Below are 23,583 nucleotides of genomic sequence, written 5' to 3'. Positions count from 1 at the left end.
AACCACGCGGGTTCACGCGATATTCACCAGTTCAGCAAAAGCGCCTTGTGCCATATTTGTGCCATTCCCCGCCAGGAATGAGTCGATTTGCATGGCATGCTGCGTCAGGTGATTTGGTGCCAGATGTGCATAACGCTGCACCATCTCAATACTTTCCCACCCGCCCATTTCCTGTAGCGCACTGAGTGGCACGCCGGACTGTACAAGCCAGCTCGCCCAGGTGTGCCGCAGGTCATGGAAGCGGAAATTTTCTATTCCAGCCCGCCTTAACGCTGCGCGCCATGCCGTGTTAGCATCAGACCGCATTTTGCGCACCGCCTTTGTTCTCGTTCCATCCGGGCGAACGGATGATTCAGTATGAACAAAGACCCACCGGTTATGTTTCCCCAGTTGATCCCGCAGCACCTTACAGGCCGATTCGTTCAGGGCGACCCCAATCGCCCTTCCTGCTTTCGCGTCCTCGGGGTGAATCCACGCGACCTTCCTCTGCATATCAATTTGCGACCACTCCAGATCTGTGATGTTCGACCTGCGCAGCCCCGTCGCCAGTGCAAAAATAACAACTGGCTTCATATGCTCTGGAAGCTCCCGGATCAGGTTCGCCGCTTCCTCTTTGGTTAGCCAGCGAATACGCTTATTTTTCGGCACCGGGCATTTGATATTCGGCGCTTTGGCTATCCATCGCCATTCGTTGGCCGCGCATCGTAACAGCGCCCGGATGAAAGCAAGGTGCGTCGCCTTGGTGGCCGCCGCTGCTGGTTTGTCCTTAAATTCGGGAACCGGCTTCCCTCTTCGCAGCAGGCTGTCGCGCTTAGCCTCCCAGTTCATTCGATGCTTGCGATTAACCATCGAACTCACCGCAGACAAGATCCTGTCTTCCGTGATTGCTGACAGGTCCATTCCTTTGAAGTGCATCCTCCAGAATCCTATCCGGCTTTTGTCATCGTCCAGGCTTTTCTTGTGCTGCTTTTCGTTAAGTTCTTCAGCCAGTCGTTGCGCCTTTAGTGGGTTGGTTACGACTTCACCCCACGGCAGCAACCATCCGTTTTTCTCTTTGAGCCAGGGAAGGCGCACCGCGCCAACCCTGATTTCGTCATGTGTGTGTGTCATAGCGCATAGATAGAGTGAGAAGGGAACGGAAGACCGATCGGCGCGAACGGGATATCGTCGTAAAAGTCTACCGGTGGTTGACCGCTGTTCTGCTGCAAACGAGATTGTGGCGCGCCGCCAGTCTGATTTGCATAAGGGTTACCGCCATGTTGGGTATTGCGTGGTCCAGAGAACTGCGCGCCGCCGTGAATACGTTCGTCCTTATCCTTCATCGACATTTCAAGCGCGGCGATCGCTTCTGCTGGGGCGTTCTCAGCGTGTTCGGCGTAGGTCTTACGCGTTCCCGGCTGGAAAACGTGGCGCACTTCGAACTTGTAGCCGTCGCCGCCGTCGTTTTTGGTGTACAGCACCTTCTGGAGGAACAGGCCCACCTTTTTGCCAACCAGTGCCGGGCAGTGCCATTCGATGCCGTTTTGGCCCTGTACCTGCTGCGGTTGCGCCTGTTTGACCTGGGCGACCCACATCAGCGCTGATACCAGCCCCATGCCGAAAGTCTGCTGGCCGTCTTTGCCGAGGAAGTTAATGCGCAGGAAATTCGCCTTGAGCCCGTTGGAATCCAGGCTCAGTTCGAGCGCCTGGGACTGGCTGCCATCTTTCCCGAAGGTGTACACCGCAGAAACGATTTCGCCCTCGTAAGCGCCGGTTTCGCTGATCCCGCCTGTTGCGCCAGCTTTCTTCGCCATCTCAGCAGTTTCGTTGTTCCACATAAAAGTCATTGGTTGGTTCATCGTTAATTCCTCAGAGTTACAATTCGGTCATAAATTCGGTGATAGCCACGTCTACGGCGTGGAGGTCGTTGTCCATTTCCGTCTGATCAGGGAACAGGTCAGGCGGTGCTTTGGCGGTGTCGTTGTCATCGCCTTTGATGAGAAAGACGTGTTTGCCGTCCTTCTTGATGGCGCGCAGCACGATGGAGAAATAGCCCTCTGGCGTCAGCTTTTCGTTGAGCATCTTTCCGGTAGTCTTCATGCGGATCTTTCCCTCGGTCTCTTCGGTGTGAGCCAGGAAATAAACGCGGAAGTCGTCCGGCAGTTCGGTGGCCGCCATGATGATTCGCCAGATGTGATCTGCCATTTCGGTGAACTTGGCATAGCCGGTCTGGTACGCGCGGTTCATGTTTTCGTGCTGCATGACCACCTGGAAATCGTCGATGATCAGGACGCGGCGCGTTTTCGACTGCACCATGCGATAGATGGTATCCAGCACCGTTTCCCAGTTATCCGAGCGCAGAACGTTACCGCGCTGTTTGCTTCCGTCTGGCAGCAGCTTGCCGTGAAGTTTCCAGCCCGCAGACTTGAACGGCAGCATTTTGGGGATGCACTGGAGCAGCATCACATCGTCCGGATTGAAGTTGCGCAGGCTGTAGGACTTGCCCGCGCCAGAATCACCGAGGATCAGCACTGGAGTACCCATCATTTACCCCCGCTCAGCCAGTGTTCAGCCGTAAACAGCACGTCTTCGTCGTCGCTGTTGGCAACGAGCCAGCGCAGGTAACCCGGTTCTGTTTTTGCCAGCTCTGCGAACGGGACGCCTTTATGCTTACCGAAGCGGAGCGCATGCAGCAGGGAAGGGTTATTGGAGATGGCCCGCATTTCGCCCATCGTCCATTTCGCCAGGCGGCCCATATAGAGCAACAATTCGGCGGTGACGTAGCAGTCATACAGCGCGCGGTGGGCGTAAAGCCCTTCCGGTACTTCCGGTTTCAGCCCGAGGCTGTAACGCAGGTACTGGTTACTGTGGCTCTTGTGCTCCGGCAGGAGCGAACGCGCCAGCTTGGCGGTGCAGATCCACGGCGCATCAATCTGCGGCAGCTTGGATTTGTCGAACTTCGCGTTGTGAGCGACGTAGGCATCAGCCCCCAGATAGCGGCCAATTACTTCACTGAGCAGCGGCGCGCCTTCCACCATGTCTTCGGTGATATGGTGAATAGCCATGGCCTCAAAACCGATCGCCACGCCTGGCTTAACGAGGTCGCTCATTGGGTTGCAGATCACACCATCGACAATATCGACGCTGGCGATTTCCACCACGGTTTCCGGGCCGCCTTCCAGCCCTGTCGTTTCGGTATCAATGACACGCAGCATTATTAATCCCCTGTGTTCTGTAATCACAAACTGCATCGAAGTGCGCGAGCTGGTGGGCGATGGCCTCAAGGTCAGCTGGCGATAAGTGGTACATCAGGCACAGCAGCGCGATAAGGTTCATGGCTTGCTGTTGGTTTTCGGAGCGCATCGCTTTTTCTCCTGTTCTGGAAGCCCGGCACCGTGGAGGCTGCCGGAATCAATTCAGTCTTTCGGATTGAGCTTTTCTGTCAGTTCTGCCACACAATCACGCCCGGCCTTTTTGTATGCTTCGGCTGCATTGCCGTCATACTTGTCGTCTACTGCCTGTTCGAACTGCTCGATGGAACCGAAGAAGCAACCAGCGGCGATCCGAAACTCTTTGCCGGTCCACATAGCGAAGATGGTACGGCTGGAGTAACCGCAGTTTTCACGGTAAGAAACGTTCGTGATCTTCTCCGGGCGCAGGTAGAGCGAGCCGCCCACGGTCAGATTGTCCGGCAGCGCGGTGATGCTGGTGCCTTCCAGGTCGAGCCAGCCGCCCACGGTCAGATTGTCCGGCAGCGCGGTGATGCTGGTGCCGCGCAGGTCGAGCGAGCCGCCCACGGTCAGATTGTCCGGCAGCGCGGTGATGCTGGTGCCGCGCAGGTCGAGCGAGCCGCCCACGGTCAGATTGTCCGGCAGCGCGGTGATGCTGGTGCCGCGCAGGTAGAGCGAGCCGCCCACGGTCAGATTGTCCGGCAGCGCGGTGATGCTGGTGCCGCGCAGGTCGAGCGAGCCGCCCACGGTCAGATTGTCCGGCAGCGCGGTGATGCTGGTGCCTTCCAGGTCGAGCCAGCCGCCCACGGTCAGATTGTCCGGCAGCGCGGTGATGCTGGTGCCGCGCAGGTCGAGCGAGCCGCCCACGGTCAGATTGTCCGGCAGCGCGGTGATGCTGGTGCCGCGCAGGTAGAGCGAGCCGCCCACGGTCAGATTGTCCGGCAGCGCGGTGATGCTGGTGCCGCGCAGGTCGAGCCAGCCGCCCACGGTCAGATTGTCCGGCAGCGCGGTGATGCTGGTGCCGCGCAGGTAGAGCGAGCCGCCCACGGTCAGATTGTCCGGCAGCGCGGTGATGCTGGTGCCGCGCAGGTCGAGCCAGCCGCCCACGGTCAGATTGTCCGGCAGCGCGGTGATGCTGGTGCCGCGCAGGTAGAGCGAGCCGCCCACGGTCAGATTGTCCGGCAGCGCGGTGATGCTGGTGCCGCGCAGGTCGAGCGAGCCGCCCACGGTCAGATTGTCCGGCAGCGCGGTGATGCTGGTGCCGCGCAGGTCGAGCCAGCCGCCCACGGTCAGATTGTCCGGCAGCGCGGTGATGCTGGTGCCGCGCAGGTCGAGCCAGCCGCCCACGGTCAGATTGTCCGGCAGCGCGGTGATGCTGGTGCCTTCCAGGTCGAGCCAGCCGCCCACGGTCAGATTGTCCGGCAGCGCGGTGATGCTGGTGCCGCGCAGGTAGAGCGAGCCGCCCACGGTCAGATTGTCCGGCAGCGCGGTGATGCTGGTGCCGCGCAGGTAGAGCGAGCCGCCCACGGTCAGATTGTCCGGCAAGGCGTCGACGCCGCTAACATCTTCCAGATCCAGGTTGTTGGTGACGGTGATATTTCCGTTATCAGAAACGGTGTGCTGAATATCGTTTTTAACGAGGTGCTTAATTAAGTCGAACATTGCTGATCCTTAAATTTTGGGTGTAGAAGTCCTGTCGCTTGATTAGCCGACCATTCGGTTAAATTCGGTTTTGCTGGTGGTGTTAGCCCTGAGATTCGCCGCAGAACGGGCAGAAACTCATTTTCACGTTGGTTTCCAGGCGATTAAGGTTTTTAGCCATTTCGCCGTTTTTCTTTTTGGCCCGGTACGCCAGTTTGTATTTCAGCGTGACGTGTGAGCCGCCATCAGAAAGAGAAAGAACCTGATTTTCCCAACCGCGATCAAGAATGCTTTCACTCACTTCAGCGCCCTCCGGAACCTTCTCTTTAAGCCGTGCTTCGATTTGAGCGCCGACTTCATTCATGCAGTTGCACATCCCTTATCCCTCAAAATTTCGCGTCATACCCTGCTGGCGTTTCGTCAGCGTGGATGATGCCTTCGACTGGATAGCAGCTCGTGACGCCCATTTGCTCACTCGCTGCCGCTTCACATTGCTGCTGGTTGTCGAAAATACCGACGACAGCATCCTGGTAATCACCGTTCGTCATGGTGATGGTAAGCACTAATGCGTACAGGGCTCCCATCAGTGAGTCCCCGCAGGCACAAGATTTGGTTCGATGGTGCGTGAGGCATAAGGGCGGCGAATGTTGCGCAGGTTGCCCTGCGGTTCGTGCCAGTAGGTGCCGTCGCGGTAGTCGTAGGAAACCTGCCATGCTGCGCCGGTGCGGCTGTTGCGCATGGCGACCGCACGACCGTTGTTTGGTACTGCGTGGTTAGTTTTCATCTCATCCCCTTGCCGTCTTCCCGGCTGCCAGAACTTTTACCCGGGCATTCGCGTTTGAATGCGTTGTTTGGATGAGCTAACAATAGCTAAAGCGATTATTTGAGTCAATCGCTTAAACGATAATTTATTTAGCTAAAGCGATAATTTTATGATCTATAAGGTTATTTATTTGATTGGAAAATGTGCGATAAAATGACATTAGCGGGGTATTCGTAAAATCCGGTTGATGAAGGGAGTTTCTACCCGGCTTCCGAAGGTGGTGGGGTGATGTTGATGGGCGGCTCCAAGAAGCGTTCCAGCAGCTTGCCGATGGGCACCCCCATGTCGAGCATGGTGGGTGCCAGCCTTGCAAGGTCGGCTTCCGTAGGGACGCCGTAGCCGATTTCAAAGGGCGATTCCCGGCGCGGCTTTTCCTTGCGCTTCATCTTGTGATCGACTGAGAACAGCATCTTCGCTCGGAACATCTCGAAGGACATGCTCCGCGTGACCCTGTTCAGGTCTTTCATTTGCCGGTTGATCGACTCGGTGAAGGCATTGGTCTGGCGTTGCCCGTCACCGAAGTAGGCGAAGATTTCCGCCTCCCAATTGGTCATTGCCGTAGTAAGCGGCGCCCATTGGGGCTGCTGCTCCGGTGTCAGGCTGGATTGCCAGCGCTGGTATTCCTCTCTGGCGTCCACTTCGTCGGTCAGCAGCCAGATGTTCATGAACTCTTCCTTGAGGCGGTAGGCCGCGCCCAGCTCGGGGAACTGGTTCGTCCAGGTCTCCACCACCATTTGGCTCATAGGCGTCAAGTCGCGCTCTCGCATCAGCATCAGCTTACGGTCGCCTTTAAGCGCACGGCGGCGATGCTGCGACAGCCCAGCCTTGATGCCTCTTCTGATCTTCTCCATGACCTCGTTGGCCATGCGCTGGATGTGGAACTTGTCCACCACAATGGCGGCTTGTGGCATCAGCGCCTTCGCCACCTCGCGGTACGGGTTCCACATATCCATGCAGACGATCTCAATGTCCTTGCGATCTTTGAGACGAGATAGGTAGGCCGTGACCTGTGGTTTCGTGCGCGATTCCAACAGGTCGATGATGGTTTCCTCCTCGATATTGGTCAGCACGCAGCGGTAGGTGCGTTGCAGGTACAACTCATCAATCCCCAGCACACGGGGTGCAGATGGCGTGTAGCGGTGTTTCTGTGCCTCGTAGTGGCTCTGGAACAGGGCGCGGATGATCGACTCATTCACGCCCACCTCGCGGCCCACGTCGCTGTTGGTGCGACCCACGGCGGCCTTGATGATGTACTCGGCCAGCCGCTGTGTCATGCGGTTGTTCTCAGCCATTTCAGGCAAGGCGGGGCTGAATGTCGTGTTGCACGCCCGACACACGAAGCGGCGGCGAATCAGCCAGAGCGTGACCCACCGCCCATGCAGCGGCAGGTCACGGAACTTCACCTGTTTCTTGCCGAACCTGACCACCTCGCCGCACACCCCGCAGTTCGGGCAGACCGTAGGATCGGGGTATTCCACCTGGAAGCTGTACTCGTTCTCTTCCTCGTGGAACCCCACGATCTTGGCCTTGAGAGGGTGAAGGATGTTGTCGGGCAGATTCATGCGTGACGCGCCATCAGGTCGTAACGGCGGTGCTCATAGCAATGCCGCTGGCACTCGGCAGCCTCCTGCCACGCCTGCTTGTCGATAGCGTCTTGCTCGGCAGGCGTCAGGGGCTGGCGAGGCACGGCTGCCGCCAGGTGGAAGTCCATGCCCTCACGCGGCGGAATGCCGAGGCAAGGCAGATCGAAGGGAAGTTGAGGCTCGGTCGGGTTCGCCAGAATAGCGGCCATTGCCCAACGAGCCATGCGATCAAAGAAACCATCCGGATGGCCGTGGTTCCAGTAGCGTGTCAGCTCCAGGCCAGCAAAGCGCATAGCGTGGTATGCCTCTTTCGGGTTGTGCCGGGCCAGCTCGACAATCTCGCTGAACCAGATTTCCCCGATGCCGTAGTGCTCGTGCCAGTTGTTCTCACGGCTGGGCATGAACCAGTTGAGCATGTGGCCCTCGGCGTCCCGCTTGGTGAAGGACAGATCATCGCGGCTGCGGATGCTGCGAGGCGCGGGCAACAGCGGCACCTGCGCAGACTGCTGCCGCACGGCGCGGCGTCCCCGGCCCGGCTTGGCCTCGTACTTGCCCGTGGTGCGAATGGCGGGCAGCACGTCATGCGTAACCCACCGCTTGAACCGCTTAGCCTCTTCCTTGCGGCTGGTCATCACCAGCGCGTAGAGACCGGATTCGCTAATGACCACGGTCTCTTGCTGGCGACCCAGCGCATCAATGATGCCGAAGGTATCGCGCTCGTCGTCATCCAGCCGGGTGACGGCTTGACGAGGGTTGCCGATCTCCAGCGCCGCGCATACGTCTGCGGCGACGAACCAGACTTCACCGTTTCGGTTGATCGTCCGAACCGGCAGGTTCTCGAAGTTGAAGGTCTTGGGGGTGGTGTCACTACTAATGACACCATCGGCGGGAAGGTTCTGATTAGCCATGATGGCCTCCTACGATTCGTTCAATTTCGCCTCCTGTTCAGAGAGGCGGCCGGGTACTTGAACACGGTCGTAGGGCCGCCCGCAGATTTCCCCTTTCGGGTCTTGTATAGCTGCGCGCTACCCGGCCATAAGCCGACATTGTCCCGCACTGCGGGGCAATGAGAAACCTACAGACGTGAAAAAGCCGCTTTGACTGTCGGGAGCGGCTTCCGCCTACGAAGGTGTGTTCAGCACCTGAGACGAACTCTAACACCAAAAGGAGGGGGTGGCAACACCTTTCCGCGAAATCAAAAATGATTCGTAGCAGGATGGCATCAGACCCCTATCAACAACCTTTTATGAATACCCCATTAGCGAAGGGGTTGGGGGAATTTTAATCAGGTCAGGGACAATAAAAAACCCGGCAAGCCGGGTTTATGCGAAGCGCTTGTACTCTATTGATTGTCTTAGTAGCACTTTAGCCATTACGTAGAACTGATCTTCGTCTTCTGACTCAACATACCATTTCTCGTAGATAGGGTTGTCTGAGATGACAGCAAGCCGATCTCTTTGCATCTGAAGTCTTTTGACGTGCAGAGTTTTTCCGAACACAAATACGTAAACGCCATCACCATCAAAATGAGTCACGCCAGTATCAACAAAAATTTGATCTCCTGGTGAGATGGTTCCATCCATGCTGTCGCCGTTAACAGTGATAACTTTTACATTATCTGCGGGGCGGTTTCCGAAAAGTGCGCGAGCCTGTTCAGTTGTGTATTCGATTGCTCTTATGGTTTCGATAAAATCACTGGTAACTAGCGAGCCAGGACCGGCGCTGGCCTTAACGTCAAGCACATCCACGCGGTAAACCTCATTCATAACTGGTTTAATTTGGTATAGCGTGTTTGCTTCGCGAATTCCAGATTCCAACATCTCACCTTGCCCCGTTGAAAGCCATTCAGGACGCACACCCAGAACAGATGCGATCTCTACTGTTTTTCGTGAGCCGTTCGCACCTTTAAGTAACTTATTTACGCTGGACTGAGCCATGCCTACATCTTTCGCCAGCCTAGCCTGCGTGTATCCAGCGACGTCCATTGCGTGCCCTAAGCGTTCTGAGAATCCCATAAAAGCCTCTTTTTAAGTCCTCTTTAAATAGTATCGCCAAGGCGATTGTTTGGCAAAGAATCGCATAGGCGATTGACAATCGCTAAAGTGATATACATAATCGCTTTAAACTGATAGCTGAGGTGATTATGAAGAACCCCGCAGTAGAAAAAGCGATTGCCCTTGTCGGTAGTCAGAAAGAGTTAGCTAAACGCTGTGGAAAGGCCCAATCAACGATCTGTGATTGGTTGAACGGGAAGAAGCGTATTTCTCCTGTTCATGTCCCAGACCTTGTTAATGCCGTTAACGGAGAGATTCAGGCATACGAATTTCGGCCTGATCTTCCATCCATTTTTCCACATCCAAATAACCACGCCATTTAGTCAAACCAGTGGCGTAACTCACTTTATGAGGATTATCACCCATGGAGAACGCAATCGCACGAAAGTTAGACCCGCCAGTTATCAATCCGGTTGAGATAGAAAGCGTCCTGCTCAACCGTCTTGCATCGGTGGGACAGAAGGCATACGCCGAACATATGGGCATCAGCGAGTCGACAGCCAGCAGGCGTAAAGCCGAAGGGCATTTCAGCACCATGGCGAAAGAGCTGGCCTTCCTGGGTATTCAGGCCGCGCCACCGGAAGCGGTGCTGGTATCGCGTGAATATCTGGCCTCAGTCGAAACGCTCGCTGATATCGGGCTGAAAGCCGAACGGGCAAGGCCGGGGCCGCTGGGGTGGGATTAAGCCATGAACCATATCGAATTCATCGAAAAGCATGTGCGTGAAGAACTGCTGAAGCTCGGTTTCTCTCTGGGAGTGACTCAGGGGGGGGCGTTCCAGGCTATCGACATGTACAAGCGCATGAGCCGGGCAAGCAGAAAGGGGAAGATTTTTGATGATGTTTTACGGCACGCAAAGCTGTGGGCGGAGAAGCAGCAGTTACCTGCTGACCGCTTTGAGAAGCGAAAAGTTAAACGGAACGCCCAGCCGGGCCTGTTCTGAAAAGGCGAAAGCCGCTGTGCACGAACACAAGCGGCTCTCAGGTGCAACAAACGTCAGTAAATTGCGAGGTTAATTCTAATGCCAAAGCGCAAAAAGTACCAGGAAAATGAGGAACGACGCCTTCAGGATTCCCCTGACGGGCTGGTGGTTGCCGCGTCAAAAAACAGGGCGTTCGCCGAACGTCTTGTTGGCGTGATCCGTCTGGCTCTCGCTACGTCGGGAGTGAAAAATGGGCGTCGTTAAGTTAGCAGACTACAGGCCGCCGCTGGAGGTCGTGGAGCATCGCGTGGCGCAGCTGGAAGATGGTTTTACTCGTGTTGCTAATGAGCTTCTCGATGCTGTTATGGCATCCGGACTAAGCGAAACAGAGCTGTGTGTCGTCCTTGCCGTTTGGCGCAAGACGTATGGTTACAACAAGAAGATGGACTGGGTTAGCAATGACCAGCTTGAGCAGATGATTGCCAAGCATCACACACATTGTTCTACAGCAAAAAGTCAGCTTGTTGCCAAAAAAGTCTTGGTCCAGGAGGGGCGTAATGTGGGTATGAATACCAGCATCATCGAGTGGAAAACAAAGATTAACGGATTCTGCAAAACATTAGCTAAACCTGCTAAGGATTCTTTAGCGGAAGTTGCTAATAAAACTTTAGCTGAAAGTGCTAAGGAAATATTAGCGGAAGTTGCTAATGGTGATGTCGAAACCTTAGCAGAATCTGCTTTTGAAACTAAGCAGGATCTGCTAACCACAAAAGACAATATACAAAAGACAATAAACAATACCCCCCAACCCCCAGAGGGGGAGTGTGTCGGGCAGGAAGAAAAATCTGTCTCAAAGAAAACCCCGATCGACTACCAGGCAGTGCTGTCTGCATACAACACCACCCTGGGAGACCGCCTTCCTCAGGCAGAGGCACTAAACGACAAACGTCGCCGTGCTATCAAACGCCTGCTGACCGAACTGAAAGAGCCAACCGTCGAGGCGGTGGAGAATTACTTCGCCGCTTTCGCTGAACGAGCACCAAAGTTTTATTTCGGTGAGAACGACAGAGGATGGCGCGCCAGTTTCGATTATCTGCTGCGTTCTGACACCCTGCTGAAAACCAAGGAGAAGGCGCTATGACAGACATGAACATGATCCCGCAGAACATCGAAGCCGAACAAAGCGTGCTGGGCGGAATGATGCTGGATAGCGGTAGTGATCGCTGCCAGACCGCCATGTCGATGCTCAAACCAGAATCGTTCTACATCCGCCCCCACCAGGTGATTTTCGCCGAGATGCGGGAGCTGGTAGCCAACCAGAAGCCTATCGACCTGATCACCCTGATTGAGTCGCTGGAGTCGAAAGGGCTTGGCGAGCAGGCTGGTGGCTTCGCTTACATGGCCGAGATATCTAAAAACACCCCCAGCGCGGCGAACATCGTTCACTACGCAATGCTGGTGCGCGAGAAAGCCATGGAGCGCTACGGCATAGACAAGCTGACCAGCGCTACTGAACTGCTGTTCTCCCGCAACGGGATGACCACCAGCCAGAAGTTTGACGCTATTCAGACTCTGTTCACCGATATCGCTGACTACGCGAAAACCGGTAACCGCCGAGGGCTCCGCGAGTTTTCGGAAGTGATGGGCGACTGGGTGGACGAGGTGGAAGCACGCTGGAGCGACTCCGACGCAACGCGAGGGCTATCCACGGGGATCGGATCGCTGGATGACCTGCTGCAACCGAAAGGGCTGGTTAAAGGCGCTTTGATGGTGATTGGCGCACGTCCGAAGATGGGTAAAACCACGCTGTATAGTCAGCTGGCCGTCAACTGTGCCGAAGTTGAGCATCTCCCCGCGCTGATGTTCAGTCTTGAGATGCCGGATAAGCAGATTGTGGAACGCATGGTAGGGCAGGTCAGCAGCGTAAATACCGACGTGTTTTATGGCGATCGGTATGACGATACCAAGGTTGCTATGGCCTTTGCTGCTGCTGGTCGTCTTGCTCAGAACGGGAATTTGTATGTCGACGATACGCCGGGGATCACGCTGGCGCACATCGTTGCAGAGTCTCGTCGCATCAAACGAGAACGCGGCGCTGTCGGCATGGTGCTGGTGGACTACCTGACGCTGATGACCGCAGACAAGGCCGACCGTAACGACCTGGCCTACGGGATTATCACGAAGGGGCTGAAGAACCTGGCGAAGGAGCTGAACTGCATCGTGGTGCTGCTTACCCAGCTGAACCGCGATCTGGAGAAGCGCACCAACAAACGCCCGATGCCGAGCGATTCCCGCGATACCGGGCAGATTGAGCAGGATTGCGATTACTGGGTCGGCATCTACCGCGAAGGCGCATACGACGAGAACGCGAACCAGAGCGAAACCGAGTTACTCCTGCGGCTGAACCGTCACGGCCCGACCGGCGTTGTTTATTGCGACCAGCGCAATGGTGCGATCTACGACTGCGACCAGGCTGCTGCTGAGCAGAGGCGTCGCGCGAATGATGCCAGACCCAACAAGAAGAGGGATTTCTGATGAAAATCTACATTGCTGGGCCAATGACCGGCATTCCGAAATATAACCGCCCTGCGTTCCATTTCGAGGCTATGCGCCTGGCTTCGGAGGGCCATGTAGTGTTAAACCCCGCGACACTTCCAGATGGCTTGAGCCAGCCAGAGTACATGGATATTTGTCTCGCGATGCTCCGCTGCGCTGACGGCATTTTCCTGCTGTCCGGCTGGCAGAACTCAGCAGGCGCAAAAGCGGAACACGCTCTGGCTCAAAAGCTGGATTTGGAAATCATTCATCAGGAGAACGCGGCATGACCAATAAAACCAAAGACCTCGTAGCTGCCGGGCATGCGATAGCGAAAGAGCTGCATTGCGCTGAGTCTGCCGCGCTGGTTCGTGAGCTGGCTACGCAGCTGGATGTGCAGCGTGCTCGCGCTGATGTGTTGGCTGGCGCAGAGAAGCAGAACGTCGAACTGAAGGACGAGAACGAGTACATTCGCAATCGCTTCAAAGAGCTTGATCGGATGTTCGGTAAGAACCTGCTTGTGATGCAAGCGGCGATTATCGACTGGCGCACCACCGGCGATGCCAGGAACGGGATGGAATGGATTTTTAACACCCTGCTTGGTCCCGGCGAATTACCCAGCGAGGACGAGAAAGACGCTCAGGCCTATTTCGACCGCGAATACGCGCCCCTCGACAAAGAGCTGATGGAACTTCACCAGTGGTTTTGGGAGCGCCATAAGCGCAATGAATCCAAAGGTCTTGATATTCAGGAAGGTGCCGCATGAACAGAATCACCGAAGGTAAAAAATACTGCTATCGCTACTATGACGGGAACGACAGCGAAGGCCGCCCGATCGTCACTTTGTGGAAGCGCGTAATCATCCGCGAGACAGAGAAGACCTTCTGGCACGTCGAAGATATGCCGTACATGACCAACGAGCAGCTTGTTAAATACCGGACCGGTGGACAGCCTGCGAACCAGAAACACCATGTTAAACGCTGCTTAAAAGGCGCTGATCGCTCCCGTTACCATTACACCAAAGAAGAGGCGTTGCAGGCATTTGTTCGTCGCAAAACCCACCAGATTAACAAGATTCAGCTCGCCGAAGAAACGGCGCGCATGTGTCTCTCTGGTCTTCGCGAGGCCGGGATCATTTCCGAGGGATATCGCTGTAAGGTCGAGAAACTACCAGAAAGTGATACATTCCTCGCTGCCAACCAGCCGGGGCCGATTGCATCAGAATATAGCTGGGGTGAATACTGATGGCTAAATCTGCCGCAGAACGCAAAGCCGCGCAGCGCGCCCGGCAAGCCGCTGCTGGTGGGCGTAAATTTGAGATCATACTTGATACGCAGGAACTGGAGATGCTGGAGCGCAATTGTGCCACCCGCCGCCCGGGGCGAGCGCCGTATGAAATGAGTGAATACGTCGCAATGCTGATCCGCCAGGACGATGCCCGCGTTCGTGGTCGCATCAAATCAATCAGCGCGAACCGCTGCGGGAAATGTGGCGATGCGCTGCCGGTTGAGTCGTGTCCTTGCGACGGTGATTCGCAATGCTGGGTTACGCGCGGATGGCATGAAATCAAATTATCGGTGTGACATGTCACAATGCAATCAATAACATACAAGCCTCTTCGGAGGCTTTTTTCTTTGCTGCCAAATTGCTTTTGCCTGCACGCCCAGCCATAATATCCCTGTCAGCCTGAACAACTGACACCCGGACATTCGCGCCACGGAGAACACCATGGCGCAGCACCACCAGCATAAACACAATCGCCTGACGTTATCCGACGTCAGCGATTTGTCGTATCTGTCGCTTACCCTCTTCGGGGGTGAAGCGTGAGCCAACAATTCCACCTCATTAACGAAAGCGTCAAACAGAACGCTATCAACTACATCCGTCAGTTGCCGGTCGACAGCAAGCGCCCGCTGATTCTCGACGTCAAAGAGTCGACGCGCACAGCCATTCAAAACCGCAAGATGTGGCCGCTCCTGAAAGACCTCTCCGACCAGGTTCTCTGGTTCGGTAATAAATACGATTCCGACGACTGGAAAGACCTCATCACCGCGCTGGTGGCGAAGACCAAAAAGCAGGAACAGCGAATGGCTCCCGGCCTTGATGGCGGTGTCGTTATGTTCGGCCAGCGCACCAGCAAAATGACCATTCCCCAGATGGTTGAAGTCATCGAGACGATTTACTGGTTCGGCACCCAGCAGGGCGTCACCTTCAGCGAAAAATCCCGCAATGAAATCGAGTGGGCGAAGCGTTGGGGGGAGAGTAATGCTAAATAACTCCAATCAGCTAACCTACCGCAGCAAAAAATGGCTCGCCGCTGTCGGGCAGATCGAACAGTGCGTGTTATGCGGTTCATGGGGGACGCAGGTTGCGCACCGTAACGAAGGCAAAGGCATGGGTATGAAAGCCGATGATTGCGCCACAGCGGCGATCTGCGTTTGCTGCCATGACAGCATCGACAACGGGAGCAAGCTATCGCGCGACGAACGTCGCCAGCTTATGGACCGCGCCATCGTTTTGACCGTTATCCAGATCGCCAGCCTTGGGCTGGTGGTGCCAGCATGAAAATTTACGATATCACCCCGATCGGCAAGCCCCGTATGACCAGGAGCGATCGCTGGCGCAGCAGGCCGGAAACCTCTGCTTACTGGTTTTTTAAAGCCCAGGTGCGCCGTCTCGGTATAACCCTCCCGGAATCCGGTTACCACATAACATTCGTTTTGCCCATGCCGAAAAGCTGGAGCAAGAAGAAGCGTCAGCAGCATGATGGCCAGCCTCACCAGACCAAGCCGGATAAGGACAATCTGGAGAAAGCGTTATTGGATGCGATATTCGATGATGACTGTCGGATATGGGACGGCAGGGTAACGAAACGATGGGGAGAGACAGGCCAGATCATTATCCAGGAGAATGCAGAATGACACGCAACGACATTAACAATTACCAGAAAGCGTCTGTTGAGCGTACCAACCCGCAAAACGCCTGGGTGATGCTGGCAGCAGCACCACGCAGATCTTACCTGGGGAAATACCGCCGACTTACACCATCGCAAAGCCGTTGGGTTCGTTCGTTGCTGAACCACTGGGGCGGCATGTATGGGGGCAGCGGAACAGAGCACCTTTCTGGTGGCGGCGGTATGTGGTCAATGATATTGACCGGCTGGACTGGCGAACAGCAGGAGCGGATCGCTACTGTATTGTCTGGTCTGCGTAAAATTGGCTATACCGGCGATGCGTTGTTTGACCAGGCGAAAGCCATCATCTGGCCGAAGAAATCGCTTTCTGACCTGATCGGCAATGCCGGAGACCAGGAGGAAGCTGCATTCATGGAGGCTATCATCCTGAAGTCCTTCAAGCCGGGGAATCCCGTGTATGAGATAGGGAAGGACTATTACACATGGCGGAAAACCATCAATGGCATGGCACGATGGATGCAGTATTACTACGCGCCGTTTCTGACCGAAAAGCAATGTATTGACCGTGTGCGCTGGTGTATTGAGTTGTTTAATTCTGCTGTCTTCTTCACGTTAAAAGATGAATTTGGCTTCGAAAATGCAAAAACTTGCGAAAAAGACTTGAAAACGAGTTTTGAAACTGCATAATTCAGATATGCTCGGACGTCAAAGGCGAAAGAGCTTACCCACCAGCGGAGATGCCTTGCGCGGAGCGGTGTGAACCACATTTAAGCCCTTGCAGAAATGCAGGGGCTTTTTGCATTCAGGGTCAGAAGCACAGAGGTTGTGAGATCGGCTGTTAACCGATTGGTCGAAGGTTCGAATCCTTCCTGTCCCGCCAAATACCTACCAGGACCATAAGAGCAAAAGCTCAACGCACTACCCTCTATTGCCCACCGCGCCGTGGGCTTTTTTATTGCAGGCCGCAGATATCATTTTCAGATGCCATGTAGCAATCAGAGTCTGACGGCCTTTCCCCTACAAACACACACAGCACCATCCGGAAAATCGGAGGTGAGGACTATGAAAATGCCATACAAACAAGATTTCATCGCTGCGCTACTTGCCGCCAAGGAGCAGGGTATTGGTGCAATGCTGGCTTTTATCATGGCGTATCTGCGTGGTCGCTATAACGGCGGCGCGGTAACAAAAACGCTAATTGATGCGCTGATGTGCGCGATGATTGCCTGGTTCGTTCGTGACCTTCTGGACTTTATCGGCCTGAGCAGCAACCTCGCCTACATAGCCAGCGTCTTTATTGGATACATCGGCACCGATTCGATCGGCAAACTGATTAAAAAACTTGCAGCAAAAAATGCGGGAGTTGACGATGCAAACCAGTCCTGACGGAATTGCTCTGATAAAAAAATTTGAAGGTTGTCGGCTGACTGCTTACCCCGACCCCGGAACGGGAGATGCGCCGTGGACCATCGGCTATGGCTGGACCCATCCGGTTGACGGAAAGCCAGTAAAGCGCGGTATGACTATCGACCAGCAAACCGCTGACAGGCTTCTGAAAACAGGGCTTGTTGGTTATGAGAATGACGTGCTGAAAGTTGTCAGGGTGAAGCTGACACAAGGCCAGTTCGATGCCCTGGTGTCGTTCACGTATAACCTCGGTGCGCGGTCATTGTCGACATCGACTCTCCTGCGAAAACTCAACGCCGGAGATTACGCTGGTGCAGCCGATGAGTTCCTGCGCTGGAATAAAGCTGGTGGGAAGGTGCTGAATGGGCTGACACGTCGGCGGGAGGCAGAGCGAGCTCTGTTCCTGTCATGATTAGCGCACTGGTTAAGCGTTACTGGCTGCAGTTGCTGGTGCTGGCGTTAATCGGCGCACTGGCTTTCTTCGTGAACCACTACCGCGACAACGCCATCACTTACAGAGACCAGCGCGATAAGGCCACTGAGAAACTCCTCCTGGCGACCGCCACCATTAAAGACATGCAGACCCGCCAGCGTGATGTCGCTGCACTGGATGCCAAATACACCGGAGAACTGGCTGATGCGAAAGAAACCATTGAGCGTCTGCATAGCGATGTCATTGCTGGCCGTAAGCGGCTGCAAGTCGCCGCCACCTGTGCAAAGTCAACGACCGGAGCCAGCAGCATGGGCGATGGAGAAAGCCCAAGACTTACAGCAGATGCTGAACTCAATTATTACCGTCTCCGAAGTGGAATCGACAGGATAACCGCGCAGGTTAACTACCTGCAGGAATACATCAGGACGCAATGCCTGAAATAATTTTTTTGCAAATCACAAAGTCAATTTAATGAGCCTCGCGATGCGGGGCTTTTTTATGTCCGCAGTAAACGCGCATCTCACGCGCATATTAACGAGAGCCTTTCAGTAAGCGAGCCTGAGAAATGCCGTTATAGGTGGCGACCTCTCTCGGGCGGCTTTTCTGTGAGACAGGCTCACTTTCTAAAAGGTAAAGACGCTATGAATAATCCGTCAGTTATTCCGGCCTTCGACTTCCGCGAAATGGTCACGACCCTCGACAACAAGATAATCACCACATCACTCAAGGTGGCGGATTACTTTGGCAAGCGACACAAAGACGTTTTGCGTGCCATACGTAACCTGAAATGCTCCGATGACTTCACCCAGCGCAATTTTGCGCCCATTGATTTCATTGATAAAAATGGCGATGTTCAGCCTATGTATAACATCACCCGCGACGGATGCATGATGCTAGTGATGGGATTCACTGGCAAAACAGCTGCCGCAGTGAAGGAGTGTTACATCAATGCCTTCAACTGGATGGCCGAGCAGCTAAACCGGCGCATGGCGATGGGTGAAGAATTGCAGCATCGCTACGCCATCAAAGAAACGCGCTCAAAGCTGAAAGGCACGATCGGAAGCCGTTTGATGAACGAGCGGAAGAAAGAGAAGCGCGTCCTGGAGCTCGAACATGAGCACATCATGCAGGTAACGCAGCCGGAATTACTTATTGGCTGATCGCGGCATTACAGAAGCCCTTCATTGAGGGGCTTCGATAATGGAGCACTGGAATTATTCATGAACAGACCACACCCACCAGCGCATTTTACGATGCCACCTGACCCGAAGCCGTACATCAGCATTATGCCCGCTAATGACGTTGGCGAGTGGCTGAATCAGCACATCCTGAGCGATGAGGGTGACCTCTACAACCATGACCACCAGCATTTGCTTGAAGCGGATCTGTGCTTTCTCTGGGCGTCTAACGCTTTCGAGAAGAAAGGGCGTTCCGTGCTGGGGCAGGCGGAAGAAGTGGCCATGCGGGCTGGAGGCTGGCAGAAAGCGCGGATGGAGCAGCAGATGTATGAATGGTTCGGCAGGGTGCCGCAGTTCATCATCACGCTGGCCGCTGATTACTGCTCGCAATGTTCCGATCTGGAATTCTGTGCGCTGATAGAGCACGAGCTTTATCACATCTGCCAGGCGACAGATGAATTTGGCGCGCCGAAGTTCACGCAGGAAGGGCAGCCAAAGCTGAAGCTGCGCGGCCATGACGTGGAAGAGTTTGTGGGCGTGGTTCGCCGTTACGGTGCAAGCCGGGACGTGCAGGAAATGATTGATGCGGCGAATCAGCCAGCGGAGGTTGCTCATCTCGATATTGCCAGAGCGTGCGGGACGTGCATGCTGCGACTGGCTTAAATACTGGACTGTATAAGACGAATGGTGATTTATGGCTGCATTAAAACCTGATGTGAAAGCCTTCATCATTCAGTCGCTTGCGTGCTATGACACGCCATCGCAGGTGGTCGAGGCTGTCCAAAAAGAATTCGGGATCAAGATTACCCGCCAGCAGGCTGAATCTCACGACCCCACGAAGGCCAGCGGTAAGACGCTCGCCAAAAAGTGGATCGAGATGTTCCACGCGACGCGCGAACGGTTCCTGACCGAAACCAGCGACATTCCGATCGCGAACAAATCCTATCGCCTCCGCGTGCTTGACCGCATGGCAACCAAAACCGAGGGGATGAAAAACTTCTCCCTGACGGCGCAGCTGATTGAACAGGCCGCGAAAGAGGTTGGCGACGCTTACACCAATAAGCTGAAGGTTGAAAGCACTGGCAAGGATGGCGGCCCGATCAAGACCGAGACGACCAACCTCACCGCAGATCAGGCCGCAGAGATTTACCGCAAGATGATGGGGTGATCATGCCTCTCCCGTTTGAATTCGATTTCAGAAACCCTGATTACCAGATGGTTTTTGAATGGCGGATGGATCGCTTACAGCGCATTCGCCAGAACCCTGAAATGCTGCCAGCGCTAAAGCAGTTTTACCGCACCAACCCGGCACAGTTCATCATCGACTGGGGTATGACGACTGACCCGCGTAACATCGATTATGGCCTGCCGGTCACCATCCCTTTTCTGCTGTTCCCGAAACAGGAAGAATGGATTCACTGGATCATGGAGCGGCGCGAACGGCTGGAGAACGGCATCACCGAAAAGAGTCGCGAAATGGGGCTCAGCTGGACGGCGATCGGGCTGGCTTGCTCGCTCTGCCTCTTCAACAAAGAAATGGTCATCGGCTTCGGCTCCCGTAAAGAGGAATACGTCGACAGCACCGGAGACCCGAAGGCGCTGTTCTGGAAGGCGCGCAAGTTCGTGGAAACGCTGCCCGTCGAGTTTCGCGGTTCGTGGGACGAGAAGAAGCACGCGCCGTACATGCGCGTTGAGTTTCCCGATACTGGCGCGGTCATCAAAGGCGAGGCTGGCGACAATATCGGTCGTGGTGACCGTACCACCCTCTACCTGGTGGATGAGGCTGCATTCCTCCAGCGTCCTCTGCTGATTGACGCGGCGCTGTCGCAAACCACCCGCTGCCGTATCGACCTGAGCTCGGTTAACGGCATGGCGAACCCGTTCGCGCAGAAGCGTCACGGCGGGAAGATACCGGTATTCACATTCCACTGGCGAAATGACCCGCGCAAGGATGAAGAGTGGTATCGCAGGGAATGCGAGAAAATCGACAATCCGGTGGTGGTGGCGCAGGAACTTGACCTGAACTACAGCGCATCTGCGGAAGGCGTCCTGATCCCGTCCGACTGGGTACAGGCTGCCGTCGACGCGCATATCAAGCTGGGCATCCAGCCAACGGGCAAACGACTGGGCGCGATGGACGTCGCCGACGAAGGCCGGGACAAAAACGCCTTTTCGACCCGTCACGGCTTCCTCCTGGAGAACGTGCGGGAATGGTCCGGCGTGGGAAGCGACATTTACCAGTCCGTTGAGAAGGTCTTCGGCTTTTGCGAACAGGACAACCTCGAAGAGTTTCGCTTCGACGAGGACGGTCTGGGCGCCGGCGTTCGCGGCGATGCGCGCGCTATCAACGAACTGCGCAACGCTGCGCGCCGACCGTCAATACTCGCCACACCGTTTCGCGGTAGCGGCGCGGTGTTTGATCCGGACGACGAAGCGGTGCGCGGCGACAACGGACAGGCCGCCCGCCTGAACAAGGACTTCTTTGCTAACGCCAAGGCCCAGAGCTGGTGGCAATTACGCAAGCTTTTCCAGAACACCTATCGCGCCGTGGTTGAGGGAATGGCCTACAACCCGGACGAAATTATCTCAATCAGCAGCGCCATGGCGAGCAAAGACAAACTCATCATCGAGCTGTCGCAACCGACCTATTCCATTAACGGTGTGGGGAAAATCGTTGTTGATAAACAGCCTGACGGCACCAAGTCGCCGAACCTCGCCGACTCGGTGATGATCAGCTACGCGCCAATGAATTCAGCCCTGAACATCTGGGAGCTGCTAGGGAGACAGGCCTGATGGCACGAAACAAGCAAGCCTCTCAGCGAACGGCGCAGGCCACCGCTGATGGCTATGAAAACTTTGTCGCCCGCGTGGGGATGCAGACGCCTAACCAGCACTCAGCATCGACCTACCGGGCGAACTTCACCAGCCGCAACCGCATGCTGGTGGAATGGTCATATCGCGGATCGTGGGTTATCGGCGAAGCGGTCGACGCTATCCCGGACGATATGACCCGGAAAGGCATTCGCATCACTTCGGAGATTGACGCCAAAGACCGTGGCACCCTCGAAGCGCAGCTGGATGAGTTGCAGGTCTGGGATGCGCTGAACGACGTGCTGAAATGGTCGCGTCTCTATGGCGGCGCGGTTGGCTTCATCATGATTGAGGGGCAGGCACCAATGACCCCGCTGCGGCTCGAAACTATTGGAGAAGGCAAGTTTAAGGGCATTCTCCCGCTCGACCGCTGGATGATTAACCCGGTGCTGACCCGCCGCATTAAAGAGATGGGGCCGGATCTCGGCAAACCTGAGTTTTACGACGTGGTGACAACTGCAACGGGCATCCCGGCCTGGCGCATCCATCACAGCCGCCTGATTCGCTTCGATGGGGTGACGCTGCCATTCCAGCAGAAGATGACCGAAAACGAATGGGGAATGTCGGTTGTAGAGCGTATCTGGGATCGGCTTACTGCGTTCGACAGCGCCACTGTCGGCGCGGCGCAGCTGGTCTATAAAGCGCATCTGCGCACCTACAGCGTGGAGAAGCTGCGCGAGCTTATAGCGCTTGGCGGCCCGGCGTTCGAGGCGCTGCTGAAGAACATCGACCTGATCCGCCAGTTCCAGAGCAATGAAGGCATGACGCTCATGGACTCGCGGGATAAGTTCGAAACCCACCAGTACAGCTTCAGTGGTCTGGATGACATTCTTTCGCAGTTCGCTGAGCAGATCAGCGGTGCCGTCGGCATCCCGCTGGTACGCCTGTTCGGTCAGTCCCCGAAAGGCTTCTCTACTGGTGACGCTGACCTCGCCAACTATTACGACCGGGTGAGCTCATTGCAGGAGCGCCGCTTACGGCTGCCGATGCGCCGGATACTGGACATTATGCACCGCTCGGAACTCGGTAAGCCGCTGCCGGACGATTTCACGTTTGAGTTTAACCCGCTATGGCAAATGTCTGACGTTGACCGCTCAACGGTGGCCGTAAACACCACCACCGCGATCAGCACCGCGCTGGGCGACGGATTGATGACGCGTAAGGCGGCAATGACCGACCTGCGCGAAAACTCTGACGTCACCGGTATCGGGGCATCCATTACCGACGAGGATATCGAGAATGCCGAAGACGAAGCTCCGCCAGGCATCGGCGAACTTGGCGACAAACCGCCAGAGCCGACAGGCGGAGATCCGATATCGAACGAGCCTACGGCAGATAGCGCGGGCGGTCGGGGATATCGTAAATGGTCGCTACGATGGTTCAAACGATAGCGTCACCGAAATAATGGATGCGCTGGAGCGCTACAGCGAAATCATCACCCCCTGGGCGACGAAGGTTGCTGAGAACTTTACCGCCGACATTGCGCGCCAGAATGAAAAGCAGTGGCGTCAGCACAGCCGGAACATCAGCGCAGAGCTGTGCAATATGGTCGACCGCGCCCCGGTAGGCCAGGTGATGAAATCCATCGTCGCCGAGCAAATTAAGTACATCAAGTCACTACCTCTTGAGGCCGCCGATCGGGTGTATGACATTCAGAACAAGGCCATCGAGGCCGTTGTGACTGGTGGACGCGCTGAGCCATTCGCGAAAGAGATAGCGGCATCAGGTGACGTGTCACGCTCGCGAGCGAACCTTATCGCACGTACCGAGCTTGGACGCGCAACCGGCGCGCTGGATCAGGCGCGTGCGCTGTCTATCGGTTCAAATGGTTATATCTGGCGTACAGCCGAAGATGGCGACGTCAGACATTCTCATCGGGAGATGGAGGGTAAATTTGTCGAATGGGGCCGACCTCCAACGCTTGACGGCATGACCGGTCACGCTGGCGAGCTCCCGAACTGCCGCTGTTACAAAGAAATCGTCTTCCCCAATCCTCATTCTTATCTCGCCTGA

35 protein-coding genes, 1 tRNA gene and 1 pseudogene are annotated in these 23,583 nt (G+C 55.5%); 24 read left to right on the top strand and 13 right to left on the bottom strand.

All coding sequences use genetic code 11. The annotated features are described in order from the left end of the window. Positions 1-12: 12 nt before the first annotated feature. The 12 genes and pseudogenes from H7R56_RS19735 to H7R56_RS19680 form a co-directional block, all read right to left on the bottom strand. Positions 13-1,107: pseudogene (locus H7R56_RS19735) on the bottom strand (DUF1317 family protein); the annotation flags it as partial. Next, complete coding sequence (locus tag H7R56_RS19730; protein WP_182928361.1) at positions 1,107-1,838, bottom strand: single stranded DNA-binding domain-containing protein; 732 nt, start codon at positions 1,836-1,838, stop codon at positions 1,107-1,109. The pseudogene H7R56_RS19735 and the gene H7R56_RS19730, both read right to left, overlap by 1 nt. 16 nt (positions 1,839-1,854) lie before the next feature. Beyond that, a complete protein-coding gene (locus H7R56_RS19725) occupies positions 1,855-2,523 on the bottom strand; it encodes a DEAD/DEAH box helicase family protein (RefSeq protein WP_000537165.1) in 669 nt (222 codons plus the stop codon). Beyond that, on the bottom strand, positions 2,523-3,194 hold the full coding sequence (gene exoX / locus H7R56_RS19720; RefSeq protein ID WP_021242891.1) for an exodeoxyribonuclease X: 672 nt from the start codon (positions 3,192-3,194) through the stop codon (positions 2,523-2,525). Before exoX ends, H7R56_RS19725 begins: the two co-directional genes overlap by 1 nt. Continuing rightward, entirely contained in the window at positions 3,178-3,342 is a 165-nt protein-coding gene (locus H7R56_RS19715) for a hypothetical protein (RefSeq protein ID WP_021242892.1), read from the bottom strand. Before H7R56_RS19715 ends, exoX begins: the two co-directional genes overlap by 17 nt. A 53-nt stretch (positions 3,343-3,395) precedes the next feature. Then, positions 3,396-4,871: a leucine-rich repeat domain-containing protein gene (locus tag H7R56_RS19710; protein WP_182928378.1), complete on the bottom strand. Its 1,476-nt coding sequence runs from the start codon at positions 4,869-4,871 to the stop codon at positions 3,396-3,398. 82 nt (positions 4,872-4,953) lie between these two features. Beyond that, positions 4,954-5,214, bottom strand: coding sequence for a hypothetical protein (locus tag H7R56_RS19705; RefSeq protein WP_224776435.1), 261 nt, complete (start codon positions 5,212-5,214; stop codon positions 4,954-4,956). A 22-nt stretch (positions 5,215-5,236) separates the two neighbouring features. Beyond that, entirely contained in the window at positions 5,237-5,434 is a 198-nt protein-coding gene (locus H7R56_RS19700) for a DUF1482 family protein (RefSeq protein WP_182928359.1), read from the bottom strand. After that, positions 5,434-5,634, bottom strand: coding sequence for a hypothetical protein (locus tag H7R56_RS19695; RefSeq protein ID WP_182928705.1), 201 nt, complete (start codon positions 5,632-5,634; stop codon positions 5,434-5,436). The genes H7R56_RS19700 and H7R56_RS19695 overlap by 1 nt, the downstream gene beginning before the upstream one ends. A gap of 239 nt (positions 5,635-5,873) precedes the next feature. Further along, the gene (locus tag H7R56_RS19690; protein WP_182928377.1) at positions 5,874-7,235 is read right to left on the bottom strand and encodes an ISL3-like element IS1489v1 family transposase; all 1,362 of its coding nucleotides are present in this window, start codon (positions 7,233-7,235) and stop codon (positions 5,874-5,876) included. Continuing rightward, complete coding sequence (locus H7R56_RS19685; protein WP_182928376.1) at positions 7,232-8,164, bottom strand: BRO-N domain-containing protein; 933 nt, start codon at positions 8,162-8,164, stop codon at positions 7,232-7,234. The genes H7R56_RS19690 and H7R56_RS19685 overlap by 4 nt, the downstream gene beginning before the upstream one ends. 414 nt (positions 8,165-8,578) lie before the next feature. Then, a complete protein-coding gene (locus H7R56_RS19680; protein WP_047063801.1) occupies positions 8,579-9,271 on the bottom strand; it encodes an XRE family transcriptional regulator in 693 nt (230 codons plus the stop codon). A gap of 128 nt (positions 9,272-9,399) precedes the next feature. Between H7R56_RS19680 and H7R56_RS19675 the strand changes: the two genes are divergently transcribed. The 10 genes from H7R56_RS19675 to H7R56_RS19630 all read left to right on the top strand — a co-directional run bounded on the left by H7R56_RS19675 (position 9,400) and on the right by H7R56_RS19630 (position 14,350). Continuing rightward, positions 9,400-9,633: a transcriptional regulator gene (locus H7R56_RS19675; RefSeq protein ID WP_000795144.1), complete on the top strand. Its 234-nt coding sequence runs from the start codon at positions 9,400-9,402 to the stop codon at positions 9,631-9,633. 41 nt (positions 9,634-9,674) lie between these two features. Next, positions 9,675-9,995 (top strand): CII family transcriptional regulator, encoded by a 321-nt coding sequence (locus tag H7R56_RS19670; protein ID WP_072778544.1) that lies wholly within the window; start codon positions 9,675-9,677, stop codon positions 9,993-9,995. A 3-nt stretch (positions 9,996-9,998) separates the two neighbouring features. Then, positions 9,999-10,253: a hypothetical protein gene (locus H7R56_RS19665; RefSeq protein ID WP_182928706.1), complete on the top strand. Its 255-nt coding sequence runs from the start codon at positions 9,999-10,001 to the stop codon at positions 10,251-10,253. 78 nt (positions 10,254-10,331) lie between these two features. Then, complete coding sequence (locus tag H7R56_RS19660; RefSeq protein ID WP_021241755.1) at positions 10,332-10,496, top strand: hypothetical protein; 165 nt, start codon at positions 10,332-10,334, stop codon at positions 10,494-10,496. Next, entirely contained in the window at positions 10,483-11,373 is an 891-nt protein-coding gene (locus H7R56_RS19655) for a replication protein (RefSeq protein ID WP_182928375.1), read from the top strand. The genes H7R56_RS19660 and H7R56_RS19655 overlap by 14 nt, the downstream gene beginning before the upstream one ends. Continuing rightward, positions 11,370-12,767, top strand: coding sequence for a DnaB-like helicase C-terminal domain-containing protein (locus tag H7R56_RS19650; protein ID WP_182928355.1), 1,398 nt, complete (start codon positions 11,370-11,372; stop codon positions 12,765-12,767). Before H7R56_RS19655 ends, H7R56_RS19650 begins: the two co-directional genes overlap by 4 nt. Continuing rightward, the gene (locus H7R56_RS19645; RefSeq protein ID WP_047063808.1) at positions 12,767-13,057 is read left to right on the top strand and encodes a DUF4406 domain-containing protein; all 291 of its coding nucleotides are present in this window, start codon (positions 12,767-12,769) and stop codon (positions 13,055-13,057) included. Before H7R56_RS19650 ends, H7R56_RS19645 begins: the two co-directional genes overlap by 1 nt. Continuing rightward, the gene (locus H7R56_RS19640; RefSeq protein WP_182928354.1) at positions 13,054-13,533 is read left to right on the top strand and encodes an ead/Ea22-like family protein; all 480 of its coding nucleotides are present in this window, start codon (positions 13,054-13,056) and stop codon (positions 13,531-13,533) included. The genes H7R56_RS19645 and H7R56_RS19640 overlap by 4 nt, the downstream gene beginning before the upstream one ends. Then, the gene (locus H7R56_RS19635) at positions 13,530-14,012 is read left to right on the top strand and encodes a hypothetical protein (RefSeq protein ID WP_182928353.1); all 483 of its coding nucleotides are present in this window, start codon (positions 13,530-13,532) and stop codon (positions 14,010-14,012) included. The genes H7R56_RS19640 and H7R56_RS19635 overlap by 4 nt, the downstream gene beginning before the upstream one ends. Further along, positions 14,012-14,350, top strand: coding sequence for a hypothetical protein (locus H7R56_RS19630; protein ID WP_182928352.1), 339 nt, complete (start codon positions 14,012-14,014; stop codon positions 14,348-14,350). Before H7R56_RS19635 ends, H7R56_RS19630 begins: the two co-directional genes overlap by 1 nt. A gap of 4 nt (positions 14,351-14,354) precedes the next feature. Here the strand turns inward: H7R56_RS19630 and H7R56_RS19625 are convergent, their stop codons facing one another. Further along, positions 14,355-14,516 carry a hypothetical protein gene (locus H7R56_RS19625; RefSeq protein ID WP_182928351.1) on the bottom strand — a complete coding sequence of 54 codons (162 nt, stop codon included), beginning with the start codon at positions 14,514-14,516 and terminating at the stop codon, positions 14,355-14,357. Between the two features lie 74 nt (positions 14,517-14,590). Between H7R56_RS19625 and H7R56_RS19620 the strand changes: the two genes are divergently transcribed. From H7R56_RS19620 to H7R56_RS19555, 14 genes are all read left to right on the top strand, one after another. Continuing rightward, positions 14,591-15,043 (top strand): recombination protein NinB, encoded by a 453-nt coding sequence (locus H7R56_RS19620; RefSeq protein ID WP_182928350.1) that lies wholly within the window; start codon positions 14,591-14,593, stop codon positions 15,041-15,043. Continuing rightward, positions 15,033-15,332, top strand: a complete 300-nt coding sequence (locus tag H7R56_RS19615; RefSeq protein WP_182928349.1) for a hypothetical protein — start codon at positions 15,033-15,035, stop codon at positions 15,330-15,332. The genes H7R56_RS19620 and H7R56_RS19615 overlap by 11 nt, the downstream gene beginning before the upstream one ends. Continuing rightward, positions 15,329-15,688, top strand: coding sequence for a RusA family crossover junction endodeoxyribonuclease (locus H7R56_RS19610; protein ID WP_062856097.1), 360 nt, complete (start codon positions 15,329-15,331; stop codon positions 15,686-15,688). The genes H7R56_RS19615 and H7R56_RS19610 overlap by 4 nt, the downstream gene beginning before the upstream one ends. After that, the gene (locus H7R56_RS19605; protein ID WP_182928348.1) at positions 15,685-16,368 is read left to right on the top strand and encodes a hypothetical protein; all 684 of its coding nucleotides are present in this window, start codon (positions 15,685-15,687) and stop codon (positions 16,366-16,368) included. Before H7R56_RS19610 ends, H7R56_RS19605 begins: the two co-directional genes overlap by 4 nt. A gap of 118 nt (positions 16,369-16,486) precedes the next feature. After that, positions 16,487-16,561, top strand: a tRNA-Asn gene (locus H7R56_RS19600). A 182-nt stretch (positions 16,562-16,743) separates the two neighbouring features. Beyond that, positions 16,744-17,067, top strand: a complete 324-nt coding sequence (locus tag H7R56_RS19595; protein ID WP_182928347.1) for a phage holin, lambda family — start codon at positions 16,744-16,746, stop codon at positions 17,065-17,067. Further along, on the top strand, positions 17,051-17,500 hold the full coding sequence (locus H7R56_RS19590; protein ID WP_016243559.1) for a lysozyme: 450 nt from the start codon (positions 17,051-17,053) through the stop codon (positions 17,498-17,500). Before H7R56_RS19595 ends, H7R56_RS19590 begins: the two co-directional genes overlap by 17 nt. Next, positions 17,497-17,964 (top strand): lysis protein, encoded by a 468-nt coding sequence (locus H7R56_RS19585; protein WP_001549455.1) that lies wholly within the window; start codon positions 17,497-17,499, stop codon positions 17,962-17,964. The genes H7R56_RS19590 and H7R56_RS19585 overlap by 4 nt, the downstream gene beginning before the upstream one ends. Positions 17,965-18,162: 198 nt before the next feature. Then, on the top strand, positions 18,163-18,681 hold the full coding sequence (locus H7R56_RS19580; RefSeq protein WP_001064347.1) for a Rha family transcriptional regulator: 519 nt from the start codon (positions 18,163-18,165) through the stop codon (positions 18,679-18,681). Between the two features lie 60 nt (positions 18,682-18,741). Beyond that, entirely contained in the window at positions 18,742-19,362 is a 621-nt protein-coding gene (locus tag H7R56_RS19575) for a putative metallopeptidase (RefSeq protein ID WP_016243560.1), read from the top strand. Positions 19,363-19,393: 31 nt separating this feature from the next. Next, complete coding sequence (locus H7R56_RS19570) at positions 19,394-19,867, top strand: DUF2280 domain-containing protein (RefSeq protein WP_016243561.1); 474 nt, start codon at positions 19,394-19,396, stop codon at positions 19,865-19,867. A 2-nt stretch (positions 19,868-19,869) separates the two neighbouring features. After that, complete coding sequence (locus H7R56_RS19565) at positions 19,870-21,492, top strand: TerL protein (RefSeq protein ID WP_182928346.1); 1,623 nt, start codon at positions 19,870-19,872, stop codon at positions 21,490-21,492. After that, a complete protein-coding gene (locus H7R56_RS19560; RefSeq protein ID WP_108961698.1) occupies positions 21,492-22,961 on the top strand; it encodes a DUF1073 domain-containing protein in 1,470 nt (489 codons plus the stop codon). The genes H7R56_RS19565 and H7R56_RS19560 overlap by 1 nt, the downstream gene beginning before the upstream one ends. A gap of 13 nt (positions 22,962-22,974) precedes the next feature. Then, positions 22,975-23,583 (top strand): phage head morphogenesis protein, encoded by a 609-nt coding sequence (locus tag H7R56_RS19555; RefSeq protein WP_044702608.1) that lies wholly within the window; start codon positions 22,975-22,977, stop codon positions 23,581-23,583.

This window comes from Klebsiella sp. WP3-W18-ESBL-02 (genome assembly GCF_014168815.1).
GTDB classification, from domain to species: Bacteria; Pseudomonadota; Gammaproteobacteria; order Enterobacterales; family Enterobacteriaceae; genus Kluyvera; species Kluyvera ascorbata_B.
The sequence above is the reverse complement of the archived record's forward strand: the minus strand, read 5'-3'. Positions and strand labels throughout refer to the sequence as shown.

Excerpts from the sequence above, each read along its gene's own strand:
- H7R56_RS19730 (WP_182928361.1), bottom strand. The coding sequence starts at position 1,838 with ATGAACCAACCAATGACTTTTATGTGGAACAACGAAACTGCTGAGATG.
- H7R56_RS19725 (WP_000537165.1), bottom strand. The coding sequence starts at position 2,523 with ATGGGTACTCCAGTGCTGATCCTCGGTGATTCTGGCGCGGGCAAGTCC.
- exoX (WP_021242891.1), bottom strand. The coding sequence starts at position 3,194 with ATGCTGCGTGTCATTGATACCGAAACGACAGGGCTGGAAGGCGGCCCG.
- H7R56_RS19715 (WP_021242892.1), bottom strand. The coding sequence starts at position 3,342 with ATGCGCTCCGAAAACCAACAGCAAGCCATGAACCTTATCGCGCTGCTG.
- H7R56_RS19710 (WP_182928378.1), bottom strand. The coding sequence starts at position 4,871 with ATGTTCGACTTAATTAAGCACCTCGTTAAAAACGATATTCAGCACACC.
- H7R56_RS19705 (WP_224776435.1), bottom strand. The coding sequence starts at position 5,214 with ATGAATGAAGTCGGCGCTCAAATCGAAGCACGGCTTAAAGAGAAGGTT.
- H7R56_RS19700 (WP_182928359.1), bottom strand. The coding sequence starts at position 5,434 with ATGGGAGCCCTGTACGCATTAGTGCTTACCATCACCATGACGAACGGT.
- H7R56_RS19695 (WP_182928705.1), bottom strand. The coding sequence starts at position 5,634 with ATGAAAACTAACCACGCAGTACCAAACAACGGTCGTGCGGTCGCCATG.
- H7R56_RS19690 (WP_182928377.1), bottom strand. The coding sequence starts at position 7,235 with ATGAATCTGCCCGACAACATCCTTCACCCTCTCAAGGCCAAGATCGTG.
- H7R56_RS19685 (WP_182928376.1), bottom strand. The coding sequence starts at position 8,164 with ATGGCTAATCAGAACCTTCCCGCCGATGGTGTCATTAGTAGTGACACC.
- H7R56_RS19680 (WP_047063801.1), bottom strand. The coding sequence starts at position 9,271 with ATGGGATTCTCAGAACGCTTAGGGCACGCAATGGACGTCGCTGGATAC.
- H7R56_RS19675 (WP_000795144.1), top strand. The coding sequence starts at position 9,400 with ATGAAGAACCCCGCAGTAGAAAAAGCGATTGCCCTTGTCGGTAGTCAG.
- H7R56_RS19670 (WP_072778544.1), top strand. The coding sequence starts at position 9,675 with ATGGAGAACGCAATCGCACGAAAGTTAGACCCGCCAGTTATCAATCCG.
- H7R56_RS19665 (WP_182928706.1), top strand. The coding sequence starts at position 9,999 with ATGAACCATATCGAATTCATCGAAAAGCATGTGCGTGAAGAACTGCTG.
- H7R56_RS19660 (WP_021241755.1), top strand. The coding sequence starts at position 10,332 with ATGCCAAAGCGCAAAAAGTACCAGGAAAATGAGGAACGACGCCTTCAG.
- H7R56_RS19655 (WP_182928375.1), top strand. The coding sequence starts at position 10,483 with ATGGGCGTCGTTAAGTTAGCAGACTACAGGCCGCCGCTGGAGGTCGTG.
- H7R56_RS19650 (WP_182928355.1), top strand. The coding sequence starts at position 11,370 with ATGACAGACATGAACATGATCCCGCAGAACATCGAAGCCGAACAAAGC.
- H7R56_RS19645 (WP_047063808.1), top strand. The coding sequence starts at position 12,767 with ATGAAAATCTACATTGCTGGGCCAATGACCGGCATTCCGAAATATAAC.
- H7R56_RS19640 (WP_182928354.1), top strand. The coding sequence starts at position 13,054 with ATGACCAATAAAACCAAAGACCTCGTAGCTGCCGGGCATGCGATAGCG.
- H7R56_RS19635 (WP_182928353.1), top strand. The coding sequence starts at position 13,530 with ATGAACAGAATCACCGAAGGTAAAAAATACTGCTATCGCTACTATGAC.
- H7R56_RS19630 (WP_182928352.1), top strand. The coding sequence starts at position 14,012 with ATGGCTAAATCTGCCGCAGAACGCAAAGCCGCGCAGCGCGCCCGGCAA.
- H7R56_RS19625 (WP_182928351.1), bottom strand. The coding sequence starts at position 14,516 with ATGCTGGTGGTGCTGCGCCATGGTGTTCTCCGTGGCGCGAATGTCCGG.
- H7R56_RS19615 (WP_182928349.1), top strand. The coding sequence starts at position 15,033 with ATGCTAAATAACTCCAATCAGCTAACCTACCGCAGCAAAAAATGGCTC.
- H7R56_RS19610 (WP_062856097.1), top strand. The coding sequence starts at position 15,329 with ATGAAAATTTACGATATCACCCCGATCGGCAAGCCCCGTATGACCAGG.
- H7R56_RS19605 (WP_182928348.1), top strand. The coding sequence starts at position 15,685 with ATGACACGCAACGACATTAACAATTACCAGAAAGCGTCTGTTGAGCGT.
- H7R56_RS19595 (WP_182928347.1), top strand. The coding sequence starts at position 16,744 with ATGAAAATGCCATACAAACAAGATTTCATCGCTGCGCTACTTGCCGCC.
- H7R56_RS19590 (WP_016243559.1), top strand. The coding sequence starts at position 17,051 with ATGCAAACCAGTCCTGACGGAATTGCTCTGATAAAAAAATTTGAAGGT.
- H7R56_RS19585 (WP_001549455.1), top strand. The coding sequence starts at position 17,497 with ATGATTAGCGCACTGGTTAAGCGTTACTGGCTGCAGTTGCTGGTGCTG.
- H7R56_RS19580 (WP_001064347.1), top strand. The coding sequence starts at position 18,163 with ATGAATAATCCGTCAGTTATTCCGGCCTTCGACTTCCGCGAAATGGTC.
- H7R56_RS19575 (WP_016243560.1), top strand. The coding sequence starts at position 18,742 with ATGAACAGACCACACCCACCAGCGCATTTTACGATGCCACCTGACCCG.
- H7R56_RS19570 (WP_016243561.1), top strand. The coding sequence starts at position 19,394 with ATGGCTGCATTAAAACCTGATGTGAAAGCCTTCATCATTCAGTCGCTT.
- H7R56_RS19565 (WP_182928346.1), top strand. The coding sequence starts at position 19,870 with ATGCCTCTCCCGTTTGAATTCGATTTCAGAAACCCTGATTACCAGATG.
- H7R56_RS19560 (WP_108961698.1), top strand. The coding sequence starts at position 21,492 with ATGGCACGAAACAAGCAAGCCTCTCAGCGAACGGCGCAGGCCACCGCT.
- H7R56_RS19555 (WP_044702608.1), top strand. The coding sequence starts at position 22,975 with ATGGATGCGCTGGAGCGCTACAGCGAAATCATCACCCCCTGGGCGACG.